The organism is Bacillus cereus group sp. BceL220, from assembly GCF_051776965.1.
Taxonomy (GTDB): domain Bacteria; phylum Bacillota; class Bacilli; order Bacillales; family Bacillaceae_G; genus Bacillus_A; species Bacillus_A cereus.
Genome location: NZ_JBPWBC010000001.1, coordinates 425,661 through 445,586, shown reverse-complemented (window position 1 = coordinate 445,586; position 19,926 = coordinate 425,661). Strand labels below are relative to the sequence as shown.

Genomic DNA, 19,926 nt, shown 5'->3' with positions numbered 1-19,926 from the left:
TATATAGAAGTTGTAAACTGAAGAAGTATTCATTTTTGAACCGGAAAGAGACAGGGGGGCTAAGCATGACGGCGATTCACCGAATGGAGATTCCTGTACCATTTGCAGTGGAAACTGTGAATGTGTTTTTAGTTGAGGGGGAGACATTAACATTAATTGATACAGGGACGAATACAGAAGAGGCAAGAAATGCGTTAGAAAGTCAATTAGGTACATTAGGACATACGATAGAAGATATTGAAACAGTAGTCATTACGCATCATCATGCAGATCATTGTGGACTTTTAAATATATTTTCTGAGAAGACGAATATTATTGGACATCCTTGGAATGAGCCTTGGATCACACAAAATCCAGAGTTTTTAAAGCGGTATCATGAATTTTTTAGAGAGACGGCCTTACAGTTTGGTGTGCCAGTAGCATTTTTGAAAGACGAGTCGTTATTGACGACGAGGACACTTAAATATTCTTGTAATAGATCGTTAACGCATACTGTGAGAGAAGGAGATCGTATTAATTCTTTGCCTGGATTTACAGTGCTTGAAACACCAGGTCATGCTTCTACTCATATTTCTTTATATAGAGAATCTGATGGAATATTAATTGGTGGAGATGCTCTCATTAGTCATATTTCTTCGAATCCAATACTAGAACCACCATATGAAGGGCAAACAGAACGGGCACGCCCATTACTACAATATAATCAAACATTACAGCGTTTAAGCGAAATGAATATTTCACGCATTTTATCAGGGCATGGGGAAGATGTTCTAAATGTGAAACAACTTATTGAAACGAGATTACAAAAGCAAGAAACACGTGCTTTTAAAGTACTTGAGTTATTAAAGGAAAAACCAATGACAGCATTTGAAGTATGTGTAAAACTATTTCCGGTATTATATAAAGAACAATTACCACTTACTATTTCAGAAACGGTTGGACAATTGGACTATTTAGCATATAATCAACAAGTGATGATTGATGAGTCATCGCAACAATTGATTTATTATGCAAAGTAGGTGACAGCAATGACAGGACGTTTACAAAATAAAGTAATCGTCATTACAGGTGCTTCTAGTGGGATTGGTGAGCAAGTTGCAATGCAAGTTGCAGCACAGGGAGCGACTCCAGTATTAATGGCTCGAACAGAAGAGAAACTACAAGCGTTAGTAGACAAAATTAAAGAAACTTATAATACGCCTTGCTATTATTATGTATTAGATGTAAGTGATGAGATGGAAGTACAGTCTGTTTTTTCAAAGGTATTACAAGAAGTGGGACGTATTGATATATTAGTAAACAATGCGGGATTTGGTATTTTTAAAACGTTTGAAGATGCGTCAATGGGTGAAGTAAAAGATATGTTCCAAGTAAATGTATTTGGATTAGTAGCATGTACGAAAGCGGTACTACCTTATATGGTAAACAAGAATGAAGGACATATTATTAATATTGCTTCACTTGCTGGAAAAATTGCAACTCCGAAATCGAGTGCTTATGCAGCAACGAAACACGCCGTATTAGGATTTACGAATAGTTTACGCATGGAATTAGCCAATACAGATATTTATGTTACAGCAATTAATCCAGGTCCGATAGATACAAACTTTTTTGAAATAGCGGATCAATCTGGTACATATGTAAAGAATATGGGACGTTACATGTTAAAACCAACATACGTAGCAGAACAAATCGTAAAGTCGATGCACACGAAAAAACGTGAAGTAAACTTACCGAAGTGGATGGGAATTGGCCCGAAACTTTATGCTTTATTCCCAGGTTTATTTGAACGTGTAGCAGGTAAATCATTAAGTAAAAAATAGGAGATTTCCATATGGAAATCTCCTATTTTTTATTGTTTTCCAGTTACATAATCATAAACAATATCCTCAATTTCCTCGTATAAATCAATTTCAATATTTGAATGAGTCACCGTTTGAATATGTTTCACTAGCATTTCCTGATCTTCTTTTGATATTGGACTGCATTGATATTGTTGAAAACTTTTTATAATCATTTTCTCAATTAATTTTTCGTTCATATTTTTCCCCGCCTGTATGTACGTATGTATTGTTCTATTGTACTTGAAGTGAAATAAAAAAACTACTATGCACTATTTTTGTATAAAAATTCGGTTGAGTATATTATTTTTCTAATAAAATTAAGTTTTTTTAGATTTAAAAATTTATAAATATTTAATTGACTCTATAAATATACAATATTATAATCATACTTAATTTAAAGAATCGATATGAGGAGGAACTTATGAAAGTCGCAATTATTGGAGCCACTGGATATGGGGGCATTGAGTTAATTCGTTTATTAGAACAACATCCATATTTTTCGATAGCATCTCTCCATTCTTTTTCACAAGTTGGTGAGTGTATAACAAATGTATATCCGCATCTTCGAAATGTCCTTTTTCATACGTTACAAGAAATTGATGTGGAGACGATAGGAAAAGAAGCAGAAATCGTATTTCTAGCAACCCCAGCAGGAGTATCGGCGGAGTTAACTCCCAAGTTATTAGCAGAAGGTTTAAAAGTAATTGACCTATCTGGAGACTTTCGTATGATAGATCCTTCGTCATATGAACTGTGGTATAAAAGGCCAGCAGCGAAAGAAGAAATTCTTAGAAAAGCAGTGTATGGGTTAAGTGAATGGAAAAGGACTGGGATTCAAAAGGCAAATTTAATTGCAAACCCAGGATGTTTTGCTACAGCCACATTGCTAGCGATAGCGCCGTTAGTACGTAGCGGCATGATTGAAGATGATTCGATTATTATTGATGCGAAATCAGGGGTATCAGGAGCAGGTAAAACACCAACAACAATGACTCACTTTCCTGAGCTATATGATAACTTGCACATTTATAAAGTGAATGAGCATCAGCACGTTCCAGAGATTGAGCAAATGCTTACAGAATGGAATAGTGGATCACAGCCAATTACATTTAGCACACATTTAATACCGATATCACGAGGAATCATGATTACACTTTATGCAAAAGTAAAACAAAAGATGGAAATAAAGCAACTTCAAAAATTGTATGAAGAAACGTATGAACAATCGCCTTTCATCCGAATTTGTACGCAAGGGAAATTTCCAAGTCCAAAAGAAGTGAGAGGCTCAAATTATTGTGATATTGGCATAGCTTACGATGAAAGAGCTGAAAGAGTTACGGTCGTTTCTGTTATAGACAATATGATGAAAGGCGCGGCTGGGCAAGCGATTCAAAATGCAAACATAATAGCGGGACTAGAAGAGACAACAGGTTTACAACATATGCCGCTTTATGTATAAGGGGGACATGATGATTAAAGTAGCGTCTATTACAAAATTAGAAAATGGTTCAATTGTAACGCCGAAAGGCTTTTCGGCAATTGGTACTGCAAATGGTTTAAAAAAGGAGAAAAAGGATTTAGGTGCCATCGTTTGTGATGTACCAGCATCATGTGCCGCTGTGTATACAACGAATCAAATACAAGCAGCTCCTTTGCAAGTAACGAAGGATAGTATAACGGCAGAAGGGAAGTTACAAGCAATTATCGTTAATAGTGGAAATGCAAATGCTTGTACTGGAATGAAAGGATTACAAGACGCATACGAGATGCGCGCATTAGGGGCGGAACATTTTGGGATGAAAGAAAATTACGTTGCAGTAGCTTCAACAGGTGTAATTGGTGTTCCACTGCCGATGGATATAATCCGAAAGGGAGTTGCAACTCTTATACCGACGAAGGAAGAAAGTGAAGCATATTGTTTTTCTGAAGCAATTTTAACGACGGATCTTATAACGAAAGAAACTTGCTATGAAATGATTATTGATGGGAAGAAAGTGGCGATTGCGGGTGTTGCAAAAGGTTCAGGGATGATTCATCCGAATATGGCAACGATGCTTAGTTTTATTACGACAGATGCTCATATAGAGCATGACGTATTGCAAACAGCGTTATCACAAATAACGAATCATACATTTAATCAAATTACGGTAGATGGAGATACTTCTACGAATGATATGGTCATCGTTATGGCAAGTGGATTATCAGAAACAAGGCCGATAAATATGGAACATACAGATTGGGAAACTTTCGTATGTGCTTTACAGCAAGTATGTGAAGATTTAGCGAAAAAAATTGCGCAAGATGGTGAAGGAGCTACGAAGTTAATAGAAGTAAATGTGCTAGGAGCTCAAACGAATGAAGAGGCAAAAAAAATTGCAAAGCAAATAGTCGGTTCGAGTCTTGTGAAAACAGCAATACATGGTGAAGACCCAAACTGGGGGCGAATTATTAGCAGTATTGGACAAAGTGAAGTAGCTATTCATCCGAACACAATTGACATTACTCTTCAATCTATATCGGTATTAAAAAATAGTGAGCCTCAAATATTTTCTGAAGAAGAAATGAAAGAGAGATTACAAGAAGATGAAATAGTCATTAATGTGTACTTACACTTAGGTGAAGAGACAGGATCAGCTTGGGGCTGTGACTTAAGCTATGAATATGTGAAAATAAATGCTTGTTATCGTACATAAGGAGAGAGAAGATGAGCGATTATATTGTAGTGAAATGCGGCGGTAGTATGTTGAATCAATTAAATGCTGTGTTTTTTGATTGTATAAAGAAATTGCAACAGAAGTATAAAGTAGTGATTGTTCATGGTGGTGGGCCAGAAATTGATGCCAAATTAAAAGATTGTAACATCAACGTAGAAAAAAGAGATGGATTACGCGTAACACCAAAAGAAGTTATGGATGTTGTTCAAATGGTGCTATGCGGAAGTACGAATAAAAAACTCGTAATGAATTTACAAAAGCATAATTTACTTGCTGTAGGTTGTTCAGGGTGTGACGGTAATTTACTTCAAGTTCAACCTGTCAGCGAGGAGATAGGATATGTGGGAGAAGTAAGTTATGTAGAAACAGCCTTATTAAAAGGATTAATAAATATGGGGTATATTCCTGTTATTGCTCCAATCGGGGTAAATGGTAATGAAATTTATAACATAAATGCGGACAATGCTGCAGCTGGGATTGCGGCCGCGTTAGGGGCAAAAGAGCTGATTTTTATTACGGATGTAGATGGAATATTACATGAAGGGAATTTGGTAAAGGAAACGGATGAATCTGAAATTGCAACTTTTATAGAAACAGGTGTTATTACAGGTGGGATGATTCCGAAAGTACAGGCGGCACTAGCATCATTAAAAATGGGAGTGCAAAAGATAAGTATTGTGAATGGTACAAAAGATTTTACTGAGGTTACGGGAGAGTGTATTGGAACGACGGTAACGAAAGGTGTGAGTATTGCATGACGAGTCATCTTTTTCAAACGTATGGCAGAAGAACTATTGAGTTTGTAAAGGGAACTGGAACGAAAGTTATTGATAATAAAGGTAAGCAATATTTAGATTTTACATCAGGAATTGGCGTATGTAATTTAGGACATTGTCACCCTACTGTTCTCAAAGGTGTACAAGAGCAACTTGATGATATATGGCATATATCTAACCTGTTTACAAACAGCTTACAAGAAGAAGTTGCGTCATTATTAACAGAAAATAGAGCATTAGATTATGTGTTTTTCTGTAATAGTGGGGCAGAGGCAAATGAAGCGGCTTTAAAGTTAGCACGTAAGCATACTGGAAAATCTCTCGTCGTAACATGCCAGCAGTCTTTTCACGGTAGAACATTTGGAACGATGAGTGCAACAGGCCAAGATAAGGTAAAAGAAGGATTTGGTCCATTACTTCCATCTTTTTTACATATCCCTTTTAACGATATTAAAGCATTAGAGGAAGTAATGAATGAAGAAGTTGCGGCGGTAATGGTAGAAGTAGTTCAAGGAGAGGGAGGAGTAATACCTGCTGATTTATCTTTTTTGAAAGAGATTGAAACATTATGTAATAAGTTCGGTTCCTTATTTATTATAGACGAAGTACAAACGGGGATAGGAAGAACTGGAACACTATTCGCTTATGAACAAGTGGGAATAGAGCCTGATATCGTTACCGTTGCAAAGGCACTTGGGAATGGGATTCCTGTCGGAGCGATGATTGGCGGGAAAGAGCTCGGAACGTCGTTTACTGCAGGATCACACGGTTCAACTTTTGGCGGGAATTACATCGCGATGGCTGCAGCGAAAGAAGTATTGCAAGTGAGTAAAAGACCATTGTTTTTAAAAGAAGTACAAGAAAAAGGCGAGTATGTATTAGAGAAGTTGCAAGAGGAATTACAGCATGTCGAATGTATTCAAAATATACGTGGTAAGGGGCTTATGATTGGGATTGAGTGTAAGCATGAAGTTGCAAGTTTTATAGAACAACTAGAAAACGAAGGACTTCTCGTATTACAAGCAGGCCCTAATGTTATAAGACTATTACCGCCACTCATTGTCACGAATGAAGAGTTAGAACAGGCAGTATATATAATAAAAAAAGTAGTTTGTACAAAAAACGTATCAATCATATAAGGGGGAAGTTTCATGTCAACTGTACAAGTACCGAAATTAAATACGAAAGATCTTTTAACACTAGAAGAATTAACGAAAGAAGAAGTTATTTCTTTAATTGAGTTCGCTATATATTTAAAAAAGAATAAGCAAGAGCCTTTATTACAAGGCAAAATATTAGGGCTTGTTTTTGATAAGCATTCAACTCGTACTCGTGTATCTTTTGAAGCGGGAATGGTACAACTCGGGGGACATGGTATGTTTTTAAGTGGGAAAGAGATGCAAATGGGAAGAGGAGAAACCGTTTCAGATACTGCGAAAGTATTATCGCAGTATATTGACGGGATCATGATACGTACATTCTCACACGCGGATGTAGAAGAGCTTGCAAAAGAATCGAGTATTCCTGTTATTAATGGATTAACGGATGACCATCATCCTTGTCAAGCATTGGCAGACCTCATGACGATATATGAAGAAACAAATACATTTAAAGGAATAAAATTAGCTTACGTAGGTGACGGAAATAATGTATGTCATTCATTGTTGTTAGCTAGTGCAAAAGTTGGAATGCATATGACTGTTGCAACGCCTGTAGGGTATGAACCGAATGAGGAGATTGTAAAAAAAGCGTTAGCGATTGCTGAAGAAACAGGAGCTGAAATTGAAGTTTTGCATAATCCTGAATTAGCGGTGAATGAAGCAGATTTCATTTATACTGACGTTTGGATGAGCATGGGGCAAGAGGGCGAAGAAGAGAAATATTCTTTATTTCAACCTTACCAAATCAATAACGAACTTGTTAAGCATGCGAAGCAAACATATCGTTTCTTACACTGTTTACCTGCCCATCGTGAAGAAGAAGTAACAGGAGAAATTATAGATGGACCACAGTCTATCGTCTTTGAGCAAGCTGGTAATCGATTGCATGCTCAAAAAGCATTATTAGTGAGTTTATTTAAAAATATAGAAGAGCTTTCCTAAAGGATGTACACCCCAGTTGCTAGATACGAATAAAAACTGGGGTGTTTTTTATGGTTAAATTCTTTTTAGAAGAGAAAGTAAATACGGTAAAAAGATATTACTTTGAGTATATACTGAATGTACTTAATTATATGGATAGAGGGAGGATATCTATTAGAGAAACAGCTACTAAATTTTTTGTATAACCATTTGTGCCTAGTTTACCAGGAAGGCCCTTTACTTCACATACACATAGGCTTCGTTTGCCGTTAAGTAGGTTTTATGTAACATGAAGATTTTTAGATATTCTGAAATTTCTATATTTACATTTTTTCTTTTTGTCTCATAATTTTAATGGGGAGAGGGAGGAAAAAAATGGTTCAAATTAAAGTAACACCTGAAATGCTAGAAGAAGTTGCGAATCGTGCAAGTAATACCCGAATCGCATTAGAATCTATACATAATAATTTATGTAATGAAATAGATCAGTTGTGTTTTCAATGGATTGGTGCCTCTAACCAACAGTTCATTCAACTGTTCAATGATGCGAGACCAAAAGCTTTTGCATCTATTCATTCACTTGTAAAAGTAGAGGAAGATTTGAAAAGAATTGCTGAAAAATTCCGCAATACAGATAATCAAGATGTTACAATGGAACAAGGAGCGATGTGTGGACCACTATCGTCAGAAAAAGAGGATTTTGATGGTGAAAAACTTGCTAGGGATATAGTAGGTGAAATAAGTGGTGAGTATGATATTCGTCGTGCTTGGGATGGGATTGATCCATCTACTGGCGAAAAACTATCTACTTTGGATAGAGTATTTGCTGGAGGAATGGCAGTAGCAGGGCTTACACCCTTTGGAAAGATAGCTAAAGTAGGTAAAGGAGTTAAAATGACTGCTAAGGCTGCTGAGGCTGTGAATAAAGCTAAAAAAGTACCTGTGGAGAAAGTCAATGGAGTTAAGGATACTGTAAAAGCTACAGAGGATAGTATCGTTACTAAAAAACCATATAGTAAAAGCAGGCCTAGTTATGGAAAAGGTCAGGTTGAAGAAGTGTGGGAAAATGCGAAAGATTCTATCGATGGGAAAGTTTATGATCCATCAGGTGTAGAAATAATTTGGGATAAATCTAAAACAAGAAGTGGTCAATGGGATATGGGGCATATACCAGGAGAGAAATATTCTGATATGCATGAATTGTATATGAACGAGATTATTACAAAAGAAGAGTTCTTAAAGTGGTATAGAAACCCTGAAAACTATCGACCGGAATTGCCAAGTACTAACCGAAGTCATAAGTATGAATGAGAGGGTGATAGTATAAATGGATATTAATAAAGCTGATTATGGGACTATTATAAAATTCGGGAATCTTAAATTATTTTTAGAGAAGCTAAAAATTGAGGGAAACTGTATTGAAGAGATTGTAGATTCAATTGATAAAAATGGTATTAGTTTACTTGAAAAATCATTAATTAGTAGAAAGTTTGATATAGCAAACTTTCTATTGGATAATGGTGCAAAGGTTAATATAATTTCTAATGATGACTGTAATGAGTTTCACTATTTAGCAGCAAATATTAATTGTCCAGGTGCGGTTGAAGTAGCTTGTAGGCTGGTTGATATGGGGGTAGATTTGAATTTAAAAGATAAAAAATTTGGTAATTCTGCAATATGGTCTTTATGTCAAGAAGTATTAAAAAAAAGAACAAAGGAGGGAAATGATTTAATAGTAAAATGTTTGGGAAAACGACCGAATATTAATGATGAAAATAAATATGGATATTCATTAAGGGATTTAATTGAAGAACGTGGAACAGATGATATGAAAAAAGTTTTGGAGATGATTGTTTGAAAAAGAGTAGTGGATTAGGTGGTAGCGTTGTATCTAAGAATATTTTACAAAATAAAGGGAATGTGAAATGGTGTATTAAAGAACAACCAGTTAATGCTATCGATAATGGATGGAGATTTTTGTCAGAAATAGATACAGATGAATATCTTGCTGATGCATCAAATATGTCAGTTTGTGATTGGGGAACTATTATTGAAATAGAACCAGCGGTAATGAATATTTTTAATATGCCAATTGGCACAGATATTACTTTACTAAATGAAAATAATAAAAAGTATTTTGTTTATACTGATTCGGGAGAAAAAGTAGATTTTTAAGAAGGTATTTTAGTGATTAGTACAGCTATATATCTACTAGCATAAAACTTTATGCATATAAGTATATATTTTAAGAAAATAAAAGAATCAATAATCTATACTATGGAATTGGGTAAAATTCTATTGAAACCTTGATTGGCTATATGTCTTTCAAGGTTTTTTAGTAATCTAAAAAGTTTCACATAAAAACTTATGATCTTAAATTAATATTCAAATATGACGACAATGCATTGGGAAATATGTATTTCAAGGTGTTGCATAAGAATTACCTCCCCCCATTAGTCGATAGTTGGTATATAACTGAACCGGATTTATGGTATTTAGATTATGATCAAGCTGGGTACGCTCCTAGTGAATATCGAGAAGAAAGAAAAGGCATTCGTATTTTAAATGAGACTACAATAGCTAATTTTTTAGAAAGAATAGAAAAATATGAAAGATTTACAGAAGATATTAGGTTAGAATTTTTAAGGGAACTAAGAACTAATAGAGAAGAAGCCTATTATGATTATAATCAATGTTTCTTCATAGATTTTGATCGTTTAATTTTTTATTCCACTTATCCGGAATCAATATCTTTTGAAGAATATATTCCGAATAAGTGGGAAGGTTATTTACAGCGATTTGATGAACAAGTACTCTATAAGTATAGATACTGGGAAGATAAGAATAAAAACTATTTAGTTCGAGAGGATTAAGTTATGCAAGAAAATAAATGAATTACGATAAAAGAAACATTTTAAAATGAAGAAACTGGTGGAGATATCGTGAAATGTATATGGTCTATCAAGATAAAATCAAAGGAGTATTTAAACTTTAGCTCATACTAGTTTGGATGCTCGAAGAATGTATATAAAAGATGGTTTATATACTGCTGAGATAAGAGAAGGTTTACGAGGAGTTATAAAAAGAAACAAAGAGCTTTATCCACATTTATTTGATAAATAAAACATGGAAAGGACGATTATCTTTGGATATAAAGAGTCATTTAAAAAGATTATACGATAATCGTTTATTAGAAAGGGAGAATGAGATACGAGATTTTAATGAGTCATTAATGGAAGTAATAGCGTATAACGACGTCTCTGTTATTACAGATTTATGTTTAGTTCTGGATGATGAGACTGAGCAATTTGATGTTATGTTTGATTTGATTTATGGAATAGAGAGCTTATATAAAAATAACATAGAAGAAGGACTTGTATGTATTGCTAAAGCTTTTCCAAAGATGATTAGCTCAGCTCAAGAATGGGTAGAAATTTTACATTATAGAATTCTTAATCATCCTCAAGTAAGATTAGCATATGGAAAAGTACTTTCGGGATTTGATCCATCAATTACGATTAGTATTAAAGAATTATTGATTGATATAAAAAATGAAGACCCAGATATGTTTAGTGAATCTGTTAATGAGGTAATTAAGAGCATCTAATGTTTAAAGTTGAAAGGATATATAAGTACATAAGGCCAAGTAACAGAAAAGAATTTATTATTGGAGTGGAAAGAATAAGCTATTAAAAAGTACATACTCCATGATGGTTGTACCATCATGGAGTACTTTGTGCAATGATAGAATAGAAAAACGAAGTACGAGCTTAGGCGAGATGACATTTTACTGGATGATGAATATAAACACATGGAATGGATATAAAACTAATGAACTCATACAAAATCGTAAGTTTTAACGTAGTAGTTGTCATGACATATAAAGGCTGTCAAACTGTTACTACAAAACTTGAAAATCTATACTATTTAAAAACAGATGAACTTAAAGCACTGGGTGTCGATTAAAGACAACAAGTGCTTTTTATTTTAAGGTTAAAACATAGGGTACGGTTGAAGCTAGTGCTTTATCGCCAACAGGAAAGGTATCAACTAAAGGTAAATTAAGACAAGAAGACTTACGTGCGGCAAGACTAGAAGGTAAGCGAGCTGCTGATAATGGAGAAACATACAAAGGATATGTTGGTCATGTTCCTGATACAACTTGGATGGGGAAACCGGATCCTCATAGTTGGTTAGACCTTTACCCAAAAGTTAATATGAGCATAGGTAGACAGGCTAATAAATATTCAATTGGTTATAAACCTACAAAATTTAAGTTTGTAGAGGAGGAGTAGACGATAAATAATTGGAAAGATAAGATAGCTACAATGATTTTAGTGAAGCAGGAGCTAATGAAACAAGATGTAGAAAAAATATGGCCACACCATTTTCCGGAGGTGGGAGCAAATGAAAAATCTATTCGCATTATTGAACAAGAATTGGGATATAAACTTGATTTAATGTATAGAGAATTTCTTCAATATGCCAATGGATGGGCAGTTTTTTATCAAACGTTGGATTTATTTGGTACGGAGCAATTAAAGGAATCAGCTATAATGGATTATGCTCAGGTACTATTAGAAGCTATAGATGATGTTGTTTTAGAAGAAAGCGGTGTTTTAAGGCAGGAGCTATTACCAATAGCAGTTTCGGAATTTGATAGGGATTTATTTGTTTTATGTTTACCTAATTCTTCTAGACCAGGAGAAATAATTTGGTTTGCGGGTGAAGAAATAGATAGATTTGAGAATTTTGACGAGTACTTTTTAGTAATGATTGACTATAATAGAGAAGAGATATTAGCTTTAAAGGGGTAGTTTATGCAATCATGTTTTTTAAGTGTCTGTTACTGTACAGCTATAAAAACATAAATACTAATACAGCCAGAGCAAAATATATTTGAAGTGAACAGAAAAGAAAATGGATATTAATTGTCAAGATATACAAGTTTTAAGGTTAAGATAAAATCTAGTGCAAATTAAAAACAATATGAACTGAAAGTACTTGATTGTCGATTAAAGGCAACAAGTGCTTTTTTGGTTTCAGCGTAGAAATAAGTTGATACACGTATTTTTTTATAGTGAAATGTCATATGTATATTTAGTTAACCATTTCGATATCATTTATAATAAAAGAGAAAACTAAATTTGTTTTTCAGAGTGTGTAAGGACATACTACATATAAAAATATAGTTAAAGAGATGATGAGGGTGAAAACAACTAAGAAAACATATTCGTTTTTTCAGCGGATGTGGAGAATATTAAAGTTTCAATATTATAAGTTGCTTCGATCGCCAGAAGGCGCAAAGAAAGTATCGTTAGGGTTTGCTATAGGATTCGGCTTAGAAATGTTAGTCATTTATACGGCATCGCTCGTATATGTAATATTTTATCCAATCGTCAGGTTAGCAAAGGGATCTTTTCCTGCGGCAGTTATTGGCAATATTATTGGGAAAATATCGTTTCTCCCAGTATTTTTATTTCCGCTTGCGTATGCGCTAGGAAAAATGATTTATCCATTTCATGTACAGAAAATTCATCATGAACCATTTACGATAGCGGACTTGTTTTCAAGTCATATTTTTACGATATTAAAGAGCTTATTACAAAGTGAAGTGTATGTATTAATTGGAATGACGATTTTAGGAGTTGTGTTTGGTCTCATTTCATATTTCGTTGTGCATTATTTATACGAAAAGAACCGTAAGTTACGCTTGAAGAAAAGGAAGAAACGAGTGAGAGAACCACTTGTACAATTATAAACAATGTCACATTCATTTTCTCCTTTGAATATGTTTAAGAAAAAGGAGGAGAGGATAATGTATTATTATTACGTACCTCAAGTATATCCATATGTAAATTATTATCCGGTTTATGATACGAGTAGACAATACGAATTATATCGGCAACAACAATTACAGCAAATACCACAATTACCACAACAACAGCCTACACAGGAAACAAAACCATATTTAACAACATGGCCATATTCCAATGTGTACTATGGTAATTATTACGAATCATAAAGCTGCTTCTATTTAGAAGCAGCTTTATACGTTTGTTTTCAAAATTAAATTTTGAATGGTTTGAAGAGAATGAATGAGCTTTTCGCGCTCTTCCTCAGATAATGTTTGGAAATTTTCTTTTAGTTTGTCTAAAATGAATTGCTGATACTGATTTACTAATAATTTCCCTTCAGCTGTTAGAGAAATTAAAATGACCCGTCGATCTTTTTCGCTATAATGACGCTCTATTAGTTCTTCTTGAATAAGTTTGTTTAATAGAGGTGTCATGTTAGGCCGTGAAATCGCTAGCCGCTTGCCGATTTCGGAAACTGCTAATGTGCCGTTTTCATGCAAAAGCAGTAATACTTGTGTATGTGATGGCGGCATATGTCTTTGAGAAGAAAATTCTCCAGGAAGCATAAATTTGCGATAAAAAAGAGGCACTAGCGAAAGAAGATGATCAACAATACGTTCCCACTCGCGTGATTCCATATAAAGGCCCCCTTCCACTATCATTGTAACAAAAAAGACATGTTATAAAAATAGAATTGTTTCATGGGAATTTTAATATTTGTAGGCCAATACTTTTTTTGTAAATGAATCGGCAATAATCGTATAGCCTTTATCATTTGGGTGTACTTGGTCAAAGAGCAATTCTTTTTTATCATTCGATATTAATTTACGAATTGGCAAAACGATAGATGGTTGATTCACTTTTGCAATGGAATAAACAGATTCATTCCAGCCATCTAAAAACATATCTGCATAACTTGCGATGGAGTCATCGAGTTGTAACGGGTTATAGAGTTCAGAAAGAATGAGTAAAGCATCCGGATTTTGATCTCGGACTGTCTTTACAATATTTTTTACATCCGCTTCAAAATGGGCTTTTTCTTTATTTAACATTTTAATACCGTCTATAACACCGACATCACGATTTAAGCGAAATAAATTATTTCCCCCAATATTAATTGTAATGATATTTGCTGCTCTAATTTTTTCCTTTACATCTTCTGATTGAACTTTTTTAGCGAGACGATCTGTTGTAAGACCGTTTACCCCAAGGTTTTCTACTGTAATTGGTTTATGAATTTGTGCTTCTATTTGCTTAGAAGCTAATTCAGCAAATCCACCTTGTGTCGATCCATATCCTTTAGCGAGTGAATCACCTAATACAAGATGATAAAAAGATTCGTTTGTTTGCTTATCAATCCAATTTGGGGCAGATGTTTTTTCTGTTTTTTCTTCAGATTCATTTTGTTTTGTCTCGTCGTTCTTTTCAAAATAAGAATAAGAAATGATCAGAAGGAGGAGACAAACAATTGTTAAGATGACTTTTTTCATAAATTCATCCTCCTTGTAATTGGTAATTGTATCATATTCAGCAGTATTAGCAATGTAAGGGCATATTATATGTTTATGAAAAGTTTATAATAACTTTACAGAAAATTTGTTGAAGTTTGTCAAAAAATATTGACGATAGGAAAGAACTTTATATATGATAATGTCAGATAAGGTGAAACTTTAATTAGTGGGAGCTTTATTTCCTATTAATTAATAGTCTTCATCAATCGGGCGTTTAAGGGGACTACTCGTTAGCGCAGGGTGAAATGAAAATTGTGTCTCTAATAGAAGAAAAAAGGTATGTGGTTAGAGACAGATAGGGATTCATTTCATTATTTCTGGTAATTGTATAAGGGGGATTTTTTGTGAAAAAGTCAAAAAAAATGCTAGCTGGAGCAACTCTTGCGATTGGTGTTATAGCACCGCAAGTAATGCCAGCAACAGCTCATGCAGATGAGAACGCTGGGGAGAGTACAGTTAACTTACGAATTCTAGAAACATCAGATATTCACGTTAACTTAATGAATTACGATTATTATCAAACGAAAACAGATAATAAAGTAGGTCTCGTACAAACGGCAACACTCGTTAATAAAGCACGTGAAGAAGTGAAGAACTCTGTCCTATTTGATGATGGGGATGCATTACAAGGGACGCCGCTTGGAGATTATGTAGCGAATAAAATAAAAAATCAGGAGAATTCTGTTGATCCTAACTATGTCCATCCATTATATCGTGTAATGAATTTAATGAAGTATGACGTCATCTCTCTTGGGAATCATGAATTTAACTATGGTTTAGATTATTTAAAGAAAGTGACTAGTAAAACAAAAATTCCGGTTATTAACTCGAATGTCTACATAGATGACCATGATGGTAATGATGAGAATGACGAGCATTACTTTGATAGACCATATCATATTTTAGAGAAAGAAGTAGTGGATGAAGCAGGCCAAAAACAAATAGTGAAAATTGGTGTAATGGGATTTGTTCCACCACAAATTATGAATTGGGATAAAGCGAATTTAGAAGGACAAGTTAAAGCGAAAGATATAGTTGAAACAGCGAAGAAAATGGTACCAAAAATGAAAGCAGAAGGTGCAGATGTTATCGTTGCACTAGCTCATTCCGGTGTTGATAAAAGTGGATACAACGTTGGTATGGAAAACGCGTCGTATTATTTAACAGAGGTTCCTGACGTAGATGCAGTATTAATGGGACATTCACATACTGAAGTGCAGGATATATTTAATGGTGTTCCAGTTGTAATGCCTGGCGTTTTTGGCAGTAACTTAGGTATTATTGATATGCAATTGAAAAAGGTAAACGGAAAATGGGAAGTACAAAAAAAGGATCAACCTAAGCCAGCACTTCGTAAGATTGCTGATAGTAAAGGTAATCCGTTAGTACAGTCGGATCAAAAATTAGTTAATGAAATTAAAGATGAACATGAAAAGACAATCGAATATGTAAATACACCTGTAGGTGAAACGAAAGCACCAATTAATAGTTATTTTTCATTAGTACAAGATGATCCTTCCGTACAAATTGTGACAAATGCGCAAAAATGGTATGTAGAACAAGAACTTAAAAAACCAGAGTACGAAAAGATTAAAGATATTCCGGTTTTATCTGCAGGTGCACCATTTAAAGCAGGTGGCCGAAACGGTGCTGCATATTATACTGATATTCCAGCTGGAACGTTAGCAATTAAAAACGTTGCAGATTTATATGTATATCCGAATACGTTATATGCTGTAAAAGTAAACGGAGCGCAAGTGAAAGAATGGCTTGAAATGTCTGCAGGTCAGTTTAATCAAATTAATCCAAAGAAAACAGAAGAACAGCCGTTAGTAAATATAGGCTATCCTACATATAACTTTGATATTATAGATGGTTTAAAATATGAAATTGATGTAACACAACCGCCGAAATACGATAAAGATGGAAAAGTTGTAAATGCAAATACGAATCGTATTGTAAATATGACATATGAAGGTAAACCAGTAGCTGATGATCAAGAGTTCATCGTTGCTACAAATAATTATCGTGGAAGTAGCCAGACGTTCCCAGGTGTAAGTAAAGGGGAAGTTGTATATCAATCGCAAGATGAAACACGTCAAATTATTGTAAAGTATATGCAAGAAACGCCAGTTATTAACCCGACAGCAGATAAAAATTGGACGTTTAAACCGATTGTTGCAGATAAATTAATTACAACATTTGATTCTTCACCAAAAGCAAAAGAGTATATAAAGAAAGATGGAAAGATTTCATATGTTGGACCATCTGAAAATGAATTTGCTAAATATGCAATTGATATAACGAAGAAGAACGATGACGATAAGGAAACTGGTGGAGAGAATCCAACAACACCGCCAACGGGTGAAGGAAATAATGGAGGAAATCCAACAACACCACCAACGGGTGAAGGAAATAATGGAGGAAATCCAACAACACCACCAACAGGTGAAGGAAATAATGGAGGAAACCCAACAACACCACCAACAGGTGAAGGAAATAATGCTGGATCTGGACAAACTACAACAGATAATCAAAACGCAAAAGAAACAACAACTGTAAGTGAGAACAAAGAAGAACGTGATTTACCGAAAACAGGTGCAAGTATTGCTTCTACAATTGGAGCGGGTCTTGCGTTTGTTGGAGCGGGATTACTTATGTTATTTAGAAGAAAGAAAGCGAATAGATAGTCGAGAAATATAAAAAGGATTACCGATTTGGTAATCCTTTTTGTTATATTATGAAACTGGTACTGCTTTTTCTTTTTTCCATGAAAGACCGAATCCAGTAAAGCCGACGATAATGGTTACGACTGGACATGCTAAACAGAAGATTGCGTATGGCAGGTAATCGAATGTTGGAACGCTAAGAACGTTTGTTAAGAATACGCCACTTACACCCCATGGTACGAGTGGATTAATTACTGTACCAGCATCTTCTAATACTCGTGATAAATTACGACGTTCTAAACCGACTTCATCGTATTTATTAGCAAATGCTTGTCCTGTTAAAACGATGGATAAGTATTGCTCACCGAGTAAGAAGTTTACACCAATTGCAGTTGAAGCAGTAGAAATAATTAAGCGTGTACTAGTTTTTACGAAGCTAGAGATAATATTCATCAGCTGCGCTATAATACCCATTCCTTGTAATAATCCTCCCATACAAAGAGCTAGGAAAATAAGAGCAATTGACATCATCATACTTTGCAGGCCACCGCGAGATAATAAGCTATCAATATCTTTGATACCAGTTTTAGAAACGTAACCGTCTTGCATAATTTTTATTAAATCAGCTAAAGAAGTGCTAGGTTTAAAAATAAAGAGAATAATAATCCCTACCACAATTCCTGCAAGTAATGTTGGAACTGCGGGTACCTTTTTAAATGCGAATAGGAACAGTAATAAAATAGGAATCAGCGTAACGATAGAAATCGTTGCATTTTTTTCTAGTGTGTTAATAAATGCTGAGAAATCAACGTTTCCACCAGATCCGCTTCCTAAAATGAAAAATGCGATAAAAGCAATAATGAAAGCTGGTACTGTTGTCCAAAGCATGTTACGAATATGTTCAAATAAATCTACACCCGTTACAGCAGGCGCTAAGTTTGTTGTATCAGATAAAGGAGACATTTTATCTCCGAAGAATGCACCAGAAATAATTGCACCAGCAATAAGAGCTGGATCGTATCCAAGGGCAGTACCCATTCCCATAAAAGCAAGTCCTACAGTTGCAGCAGTTGTAAAAGCACTACCGATACTCGTTCCAACAATTGCACAAACAACAAAAACAGTTGGAACGAAAATTTTTGGAGATACAAGCTGGAAGCCGTATACCATTAAAGTCGGAATAGTTCCAGCTGCGATCCAAACGCTAATTAATACGCCTACAAGTAAGAAAATAAATATAGATGGAATACCAGCTGAAATACTACTAATCATCCCTTTCTCCATAGTAGACCAAGAGATTCTCTTCAGGAATCCAAATGCTAATAAAAGAACGATACCAAATAAAATTGGGATGTGTGGTGAAACTTCTAATTGAATAACACTAAAACCAATACAGAAAAAGATAAAAATTGTTAAAAGAACAGACTCAATTTTTGAAACCATTGTTTTCCCCTCCTAAGTAATGTAAAATAGCTCTTTTTTATATAAAATTCGCCAATATTGTATATTTCCTTCTAAAATTTAGAATTTTGTGACAAATTATCGGTAATTGTTAGTCCTTCTATATGATACGGAAATGATTGGATAAAAAAACGTCCCTGCATATAATTATGCAGGGACGAAGAAATCGCGGTACCACCCTAGCTTGTGAAATGAATGTATCACAAAATAAAGGGTCATATGATATGCGCTTATAAAATAAAAACGCCCCTGCAATATATGCAGGGACGAAAAATTCGCGGTACCACCCTAAATTGTGAAACAGTTTCGTTCCACCACTCTTTAGACATAACGGTCTATAACCGTCTTTCACTACTCCTTACGTTTCGTAAAAGAAGCTCCAGGGGGTAATTCATAATTCGCTCTGTACTGGTTCGCACCGACCACCAGTTCTCTGAAATCAGAAATCGAAATACTACTAAATCCTATCAACGCCGATTCATATGATGTTAGTTAAATTTTTATCATATATTCATCATACATGTCAATAAAAATATGTGATATTTTTTTAGGGAAATAAAGGAGATAGGTTTTAACACTAAAAAATGTGCGTTATAATGAATTTGAAAGGGGAGGAAAGAGTGAAGAAAAAAATAATTCTTTTTACCACCTTACTAGTCATTGGCGGAAGTGCTGGCATTTACACAGCTTTTGCAGCTGAATCAGAGCAAGCGAAGCAAAAGCAAGTACAGCAGTCAGAAGTGAAGAAAGCGAAAGAAGCGGAAGAGAAGAAGTCGATGGAGAAAGCAGCTACGAAACTAGGGGTTTCTAGTGATGGAAAAACAAAAGAAGAAATTACGAAAGAAGTAAATAAGGCTAGATTTGAGCAGCGTCATGATTTATTAATTGAGCATGCGAAGCAACTTGGAATTGATACAGAAGGAAAAAAGGATGAAGAGATTATTTTAGAAATCGGAAAGATACAACATGGAAAGTAGAGCAACTTATCGTATGATAAGTTGTTCTTTTTTAA

At 34.6% G+C, this 19,926-nt stretch carries 22 protein-coding genes and 1 other annotated feature; of the genes, 18 read left to right on the top strand and 4 right to left on the bottom strand.

Features of this window, described 5'->3' with window-relative positions; genetic code table 11:
• The first annotated feature begins 65 nt into the window (after positions 1-65).
• Together ACS2FK_RS02320 and ACS2FK_RS02315 are read left to right on the top strand one after the other, a co-directional pair.
• Complete coding sequence (locus ACS2FK_RS02320; RefSeq protein WP_000125135.1) at positions 66-1,019, top strand: MBL fold metallo-hydrolase; 954 nt, start codon at positions 66-68, stop codon at positions 1,017-1,019.
• A 9-nt stretch (positions 1,020-1,028) separates the two neighbouring features.
• Positions 1,029-1,823 (top strand): SDR family NAD(P)-dependent oxidoreductase, encoded by a 795-nt coding sequence (locus tag ACS2FK_RS02315; protein WP_000147789.1) that lies wholly within the window; start codon positions 1,029-1,031, stop codon positions 1,821-1,823.
• Between the two features lie 29 nt (positions 1,824-1,852).
• Here ACS2FK_RS02315 and ACS2FK_RS02310 read toward each other — a convergent pair whose 3' ends face one another.
• A complete protein-coding gene (locus ACS2FK_RS02310; RefSeq protein WP_001003222.1) occupies positions 1,853-2,041 on the bottom strand; it encodes a YqzH family protein in 189 nt (62 codons plus the stop codon).
• 224 nt (positions 2,042-2,265) lie between these two features.
• Between ACS2FK_RS02310 and argC the strand changes: the two genes are divergently transcribed.
• The 14 genes from argC (at position 2,266) to ACS2FK_RS02240 (ending at position 13,440) form a co-directional block, all read left to right on the top strand.
• On the top strand, positions 2,266-3,303 hold the full coding sequence (argC, locus tag ACS2FK_RS02305; protein ID WP_063548610.1) for an N-acetyl-gamma-glutamyl-phosphate reductase: 1,038 nt from the start codon (positions 2,266-2,268) through the stop codon (positions 3,301-3,303).
• 10 nt (positions 3,304-3,313) lie between these two features.
• The gene (gene argJ / locus ACS2FK_RS02300; RefSeq protein ID WP_000598385.1) at positions 3,314-4,537 is read left to right on the top strand and encodes a bifunctional glutamate N-acetyltransferase/amino-acid acetyltransferase ArgJ; all 1,224 of its coding nucleotides are present in this window, start codon (positions 3,314-3,316) and stop codon (positions 4,535-4,537) included.
• An 11-nt stretch (positions 4,538-4,548) separates the two neighbouring features.
• Positions 4,549-5,316 (top strand): acetylglutamate kinase, encoded by a 768-nt coding sequence (gene argB, locus ACS2FK_RS02295; protein WP_001286792.1) that lies wholly within the window; start codon positions 4,549-4,551, stop codon positions 5,314-5,316.
• Positions 5,313-6,473, top strand: coding sequence for an acetylornithine transaminase (locus tag ACS2FK_RS02290; RefSeq protein WP_000200543.1), 1,161 nt, complete (start codon positions 5,313-5,315; stop codon positions 6,471-6,473). Before argB ends, ACS2FK_RS02290 begins: the two co-directional genes overlap by 4 nt.
• Positions 6,474-6,485: 12 nt before the next feature.
• On the top strand, positions 6,486-7,436 hold the full coding sequence (gene argF / locus ACS2FK_RS02285) for an ornithine carbamoyltransferase (RefSeq protein WP_063548608.1): 951 nt from the start codon (positions 6,486-6,488) through the stop codon (positions 7,434-7,436).
• A 354-nt stretch (positions 7,437-7,790) separates the two neighbouring features.
• On the top strand, positions 7,791-8,726 hold the full coding sequence (locus tag ACS2FK_RS02280; protein WP_000249939.1) for a WXG100 family type VII secretion target: 936 nt from the start codon (positions 7,791-7,793) through the stop codon (positions 8,724-8,726).
• A gap of 16 nt (positions 8,727-8,742) precedes the next feature.
• Positions 8,743-9,273, top strand: a complete 531-nt coding sequence (locus ACS2FK_RS02275; RefSeq protein ID WP_000353922.1) for an ankyrin repeat domain-containing protein — start codon at positions 8,743-8,745, stop codon at positions 9,271-9,273.
• Positions 9,270-9,590, top strand: a complete 321-nt coding sequence (locus ACS2FK_RS02270) for an immunity protein Imm33 domain-containing protein (RefSeq protein WP_000749724.1) — start codon at positions 9,270-9,272, stop codon at positions 9,588-9,590. The genes ACS2FK_RS02275 and ACS2FK_RS02270 overlap by 4 nt, the downstream gene beginning before the upstream one ends.
• Positions 9,591-9,829: 239 nt before the next feature.
• Positions 9,830-10,288, top strand: a complete 459-nt coding sequence (locus ACS2FK_RS02265) for a hypothetical protein (RefSeq protein ID WP_003271544.1) — start codon at positions 9,830-9,832, stop codon at positions 10,286-10,288.
• 272 nt (positions 10,289-10,560) lie between these two features.
• A complete protein-coding gene (locus ACS2FK_RS02260; protein ID WP_000351980.1) occupies positions 10,561-11,022 on the top strand; it encodes an Imm30 family immunity protein in 462 nt (153 codons plus the stop codon).
• Positions 11,023-11,246: 224 nt separating this feature from the next.
• On the top strand, positions 11,247-11,381 hold the full coding sequence (locus tag ACS2FK_RS02255) for a hypothetical protein (protein ID WP_003271546.1): 135 nt from the start codon (positions 11,247-11,249) through the stop codon (positions 11,379-11,381).
• A gap of 332 nt (positions 11,382-11,713) precedes the next feature.
• Complete coding sequence (locus ACS2FK_RS02250) at positions 11,714-12,232, top strand: SMI1/KNR4 family protein (protein WP_063548606.1); 519 nt, start codon at positions 11,714-11,716, stop codon at positions 12,230-12,232.
• Between the two features lie 383 nt (positions 12,233-12,615).
• Positions 12,616-13,176: a DUF2062 domain-containing protein gene (locus ACS2FK_RS02245; RefSeq protein WP_043935909.1), complete on the top strand. Its 561-nt coding sequence runs from the start codon at positions 12,616-12,618 to the stop codon at positions 13,174-13,176.
• 57 nt (positions 13,177-13,233) lie between these two features.
• Entirely contained in the window at positions 13,234-13,440 is a 207-nt protein-coding gene (locus ACS2FK_RS02240; RefSeq protein ID WP_063548604.1) for a hypothetical protein, read from the top strand.
• 24 nt (positions 13,441-13,464) lie between these two features.
• Here ACS2FK_RS02240 and ACS2FK_RS02235 read toward each other — a convergent pair whose 3' ends face one another.
• On the bottom strand, positions 13,465-13,911 hold the full coding sequence (locus tag ACS2FK_RS02235) for a MarR family winged helix-turn-helix transcriptional regulator (protein WP_000445819.1): 447 nt from the start codon (positions 13,909-13,911) through the stop codon (positions 13,465-13,467).
• Positions 13,912-13,983: 72 nt separating this feature from the next.
• Positions 13,984-14,763, bottom strand: coding sequence for a GDSL-type esterase/lipase family protein (locus ACS2FK_RS02230; protein ID WP_016080356.1), 780 nt, complete (start codon positions 14,761-14,763; stop codon positions 13,984-13,986).
• A gap of 365 nt (positions 14,764-15,128) precedes the next feature.
• Here ACS2FK_RS02230 and cpdB point away from each other — a divergent pair, with 365 nt between their 5' ends.
• The gene (cpdB, locus tag ACS2FK_RS02225) at positions 15,129-17,474 is read left to right on the top strand and encodes a bifunctional 2',3'-cyclic-nucleotide 2'-phosphodiesterase/3'-nucleotidase (protein WP_063548602.1); all 2,346 of its coding nucleotides are present in this window, start codon (positions 15,129-15,131) and stop codon (positions 17,472-17,474) included.
• Positions 17,475-17,522: 48 nt separating this feature from the next.
• On the opposite strand, the gene nhaC is transcribed toward cpdB, so the two are convergent.
• Complete coding sequence (nhaC, locus tag ACS2FK_RS02220) at positions 17,523-18,896, bottom strand: Na+/H+ antiporter NhaC (RefSeq protein WP_000253736.1); 1,374 nt, start codon at positions 18,894-18,896, stop codon at positions 17,523-17,525.
• Between the two features lie 277 nt (positions 18,897-19,173).
• Positions 19,174-19,394: a binding site (T-box leader), on the bottom strand.
• 140 nt (positions 19,395-19,534) lie between these two features.
• Between nhaC and ACS2FK_RS02215 the strand changes: the two genes are divergently transcribed.
• Positions 19,535-19,891, top strand: coding sequence for a hypothetical protein (locus ACS2FK_RS02215; protein ID WP_048655596.1), 357 nt, complete (start codon positions 19,535-19,537; stop codon positions 19,889-19,891).
• The last annotated feature ends 35 nt before the right edge of the window (positions 19,892-19,926 follow it).

Coding starts and splice junctions, on each gene's coding strand:
- ACS2FK_RS02320 (WP_000125135.1), top strand. CDS start 66: ATGACGGCGATTCACCGAATGGAGATTCCTGTACCATTTGCAGTGGAA.
- ACS2FK_RS02315 (WP_000147789.1), top strand. CDS start 1,029: ATGACAGGACGTTTACAAAATAAAGTAATCGTCATTACAGGTGCTTCT.
- ACS2FK_RS02310 (WP_001003222.1), bottom strand. CDS start 2,041: ATGAACGAAAAATTAATTGAGAAAATGATTATAAAAAGTTTTCAACAA.
- argC (WP_063548610.1), top strand. CDS start 2,266: ATGAAAGTCGCAATTATTGGAGCCACTGGATATGGGGGCATTGAGTTA.
- argJ (WP_000598385.1), top strand. CDS start 3,314: ATGATTAAAGTAGCGTCTATTACAAAATTAGAAAATGGTTCAATTGTA.
- argB (WP_001286792.1), top strand. CDS start 4,549: ATGAGCGATTATATTGTAGTGAAATGCGGCGGTAGTATGTTGAATCAA.
- ACS2FK_RS02290 (WP_000200543.1), top strand. CDS start 5,313: ATGACGAGTCATCTTTTTCAAACGTATGGCAGAAGAACTATTGAGTTT.
- argF (WP_063548608.1), top strand. CDS start 6,486: ATGTCAACTGTACAAGTACCGAAATTAAATACGAAAGATCTTTTAACA.
- ACS2FK_RS02280 (WP_000249939.1), top strand. CDS start 7,791: ATGGTTCAAATTAAAGTAACACCTGAAATGCTAGAAGAAGTTGCGAAT.
- ACS2FK_RS02275 (WP_000353922.1), top strand. CDS start 8,743: ATGGATATTAATAAAGCTGATTATGGGACTATTATAAAATTCGGGAAT.
- ACS2FK_RS02265 (WP_003271544.1), top strand. CDS start 9,830: ATGTATTTCAAGGTGTTGCATAAGAATTACCTCCCCCCATTAGTCGAT.
- ACS2FK_RS02255 (WP_003271546.1), top strand. CDS start 11,247: ATGAACTCATACAAAATCGTAAGTTTTAACGTAGTAGTTGTCATGACA.
- ACS2FK_RS02245 (WP_043935909.1), top strand. CDS start 12,616: ATGATGAGGGTGAAAACAACTAAGAAAACATATTCGTTTTTTCAGCGG.
- ACS2FK_RS02240 (WP_063548604.1), top strand. CDS start 13,234: ATGTATTATTATTACGTACCTCAAGTATATCCATATGTAAATTATTAT.
- ACS2FK_RS02235 (WP_000445819.1), bottom strand. CDS start 13,911: ATGGAATCACGCGAGTGGGAACGTATTGTTGATCATCTTCTTTCGCTA.
- ACS2FK_RS02230 (WP_016080356.1), bottom strand. CDS start 14,763: ATGAAAAAAGTCATCTTAACAATTGTTTGTCTCCTCCTTCTGATCATT.
- nhaC (WP_000253736.1), bottom strand. CDS start 18,896: ATGGTTTCAAAAATTGAGTCTGTTCTTTTAACAATTTTTATCTTTTTC.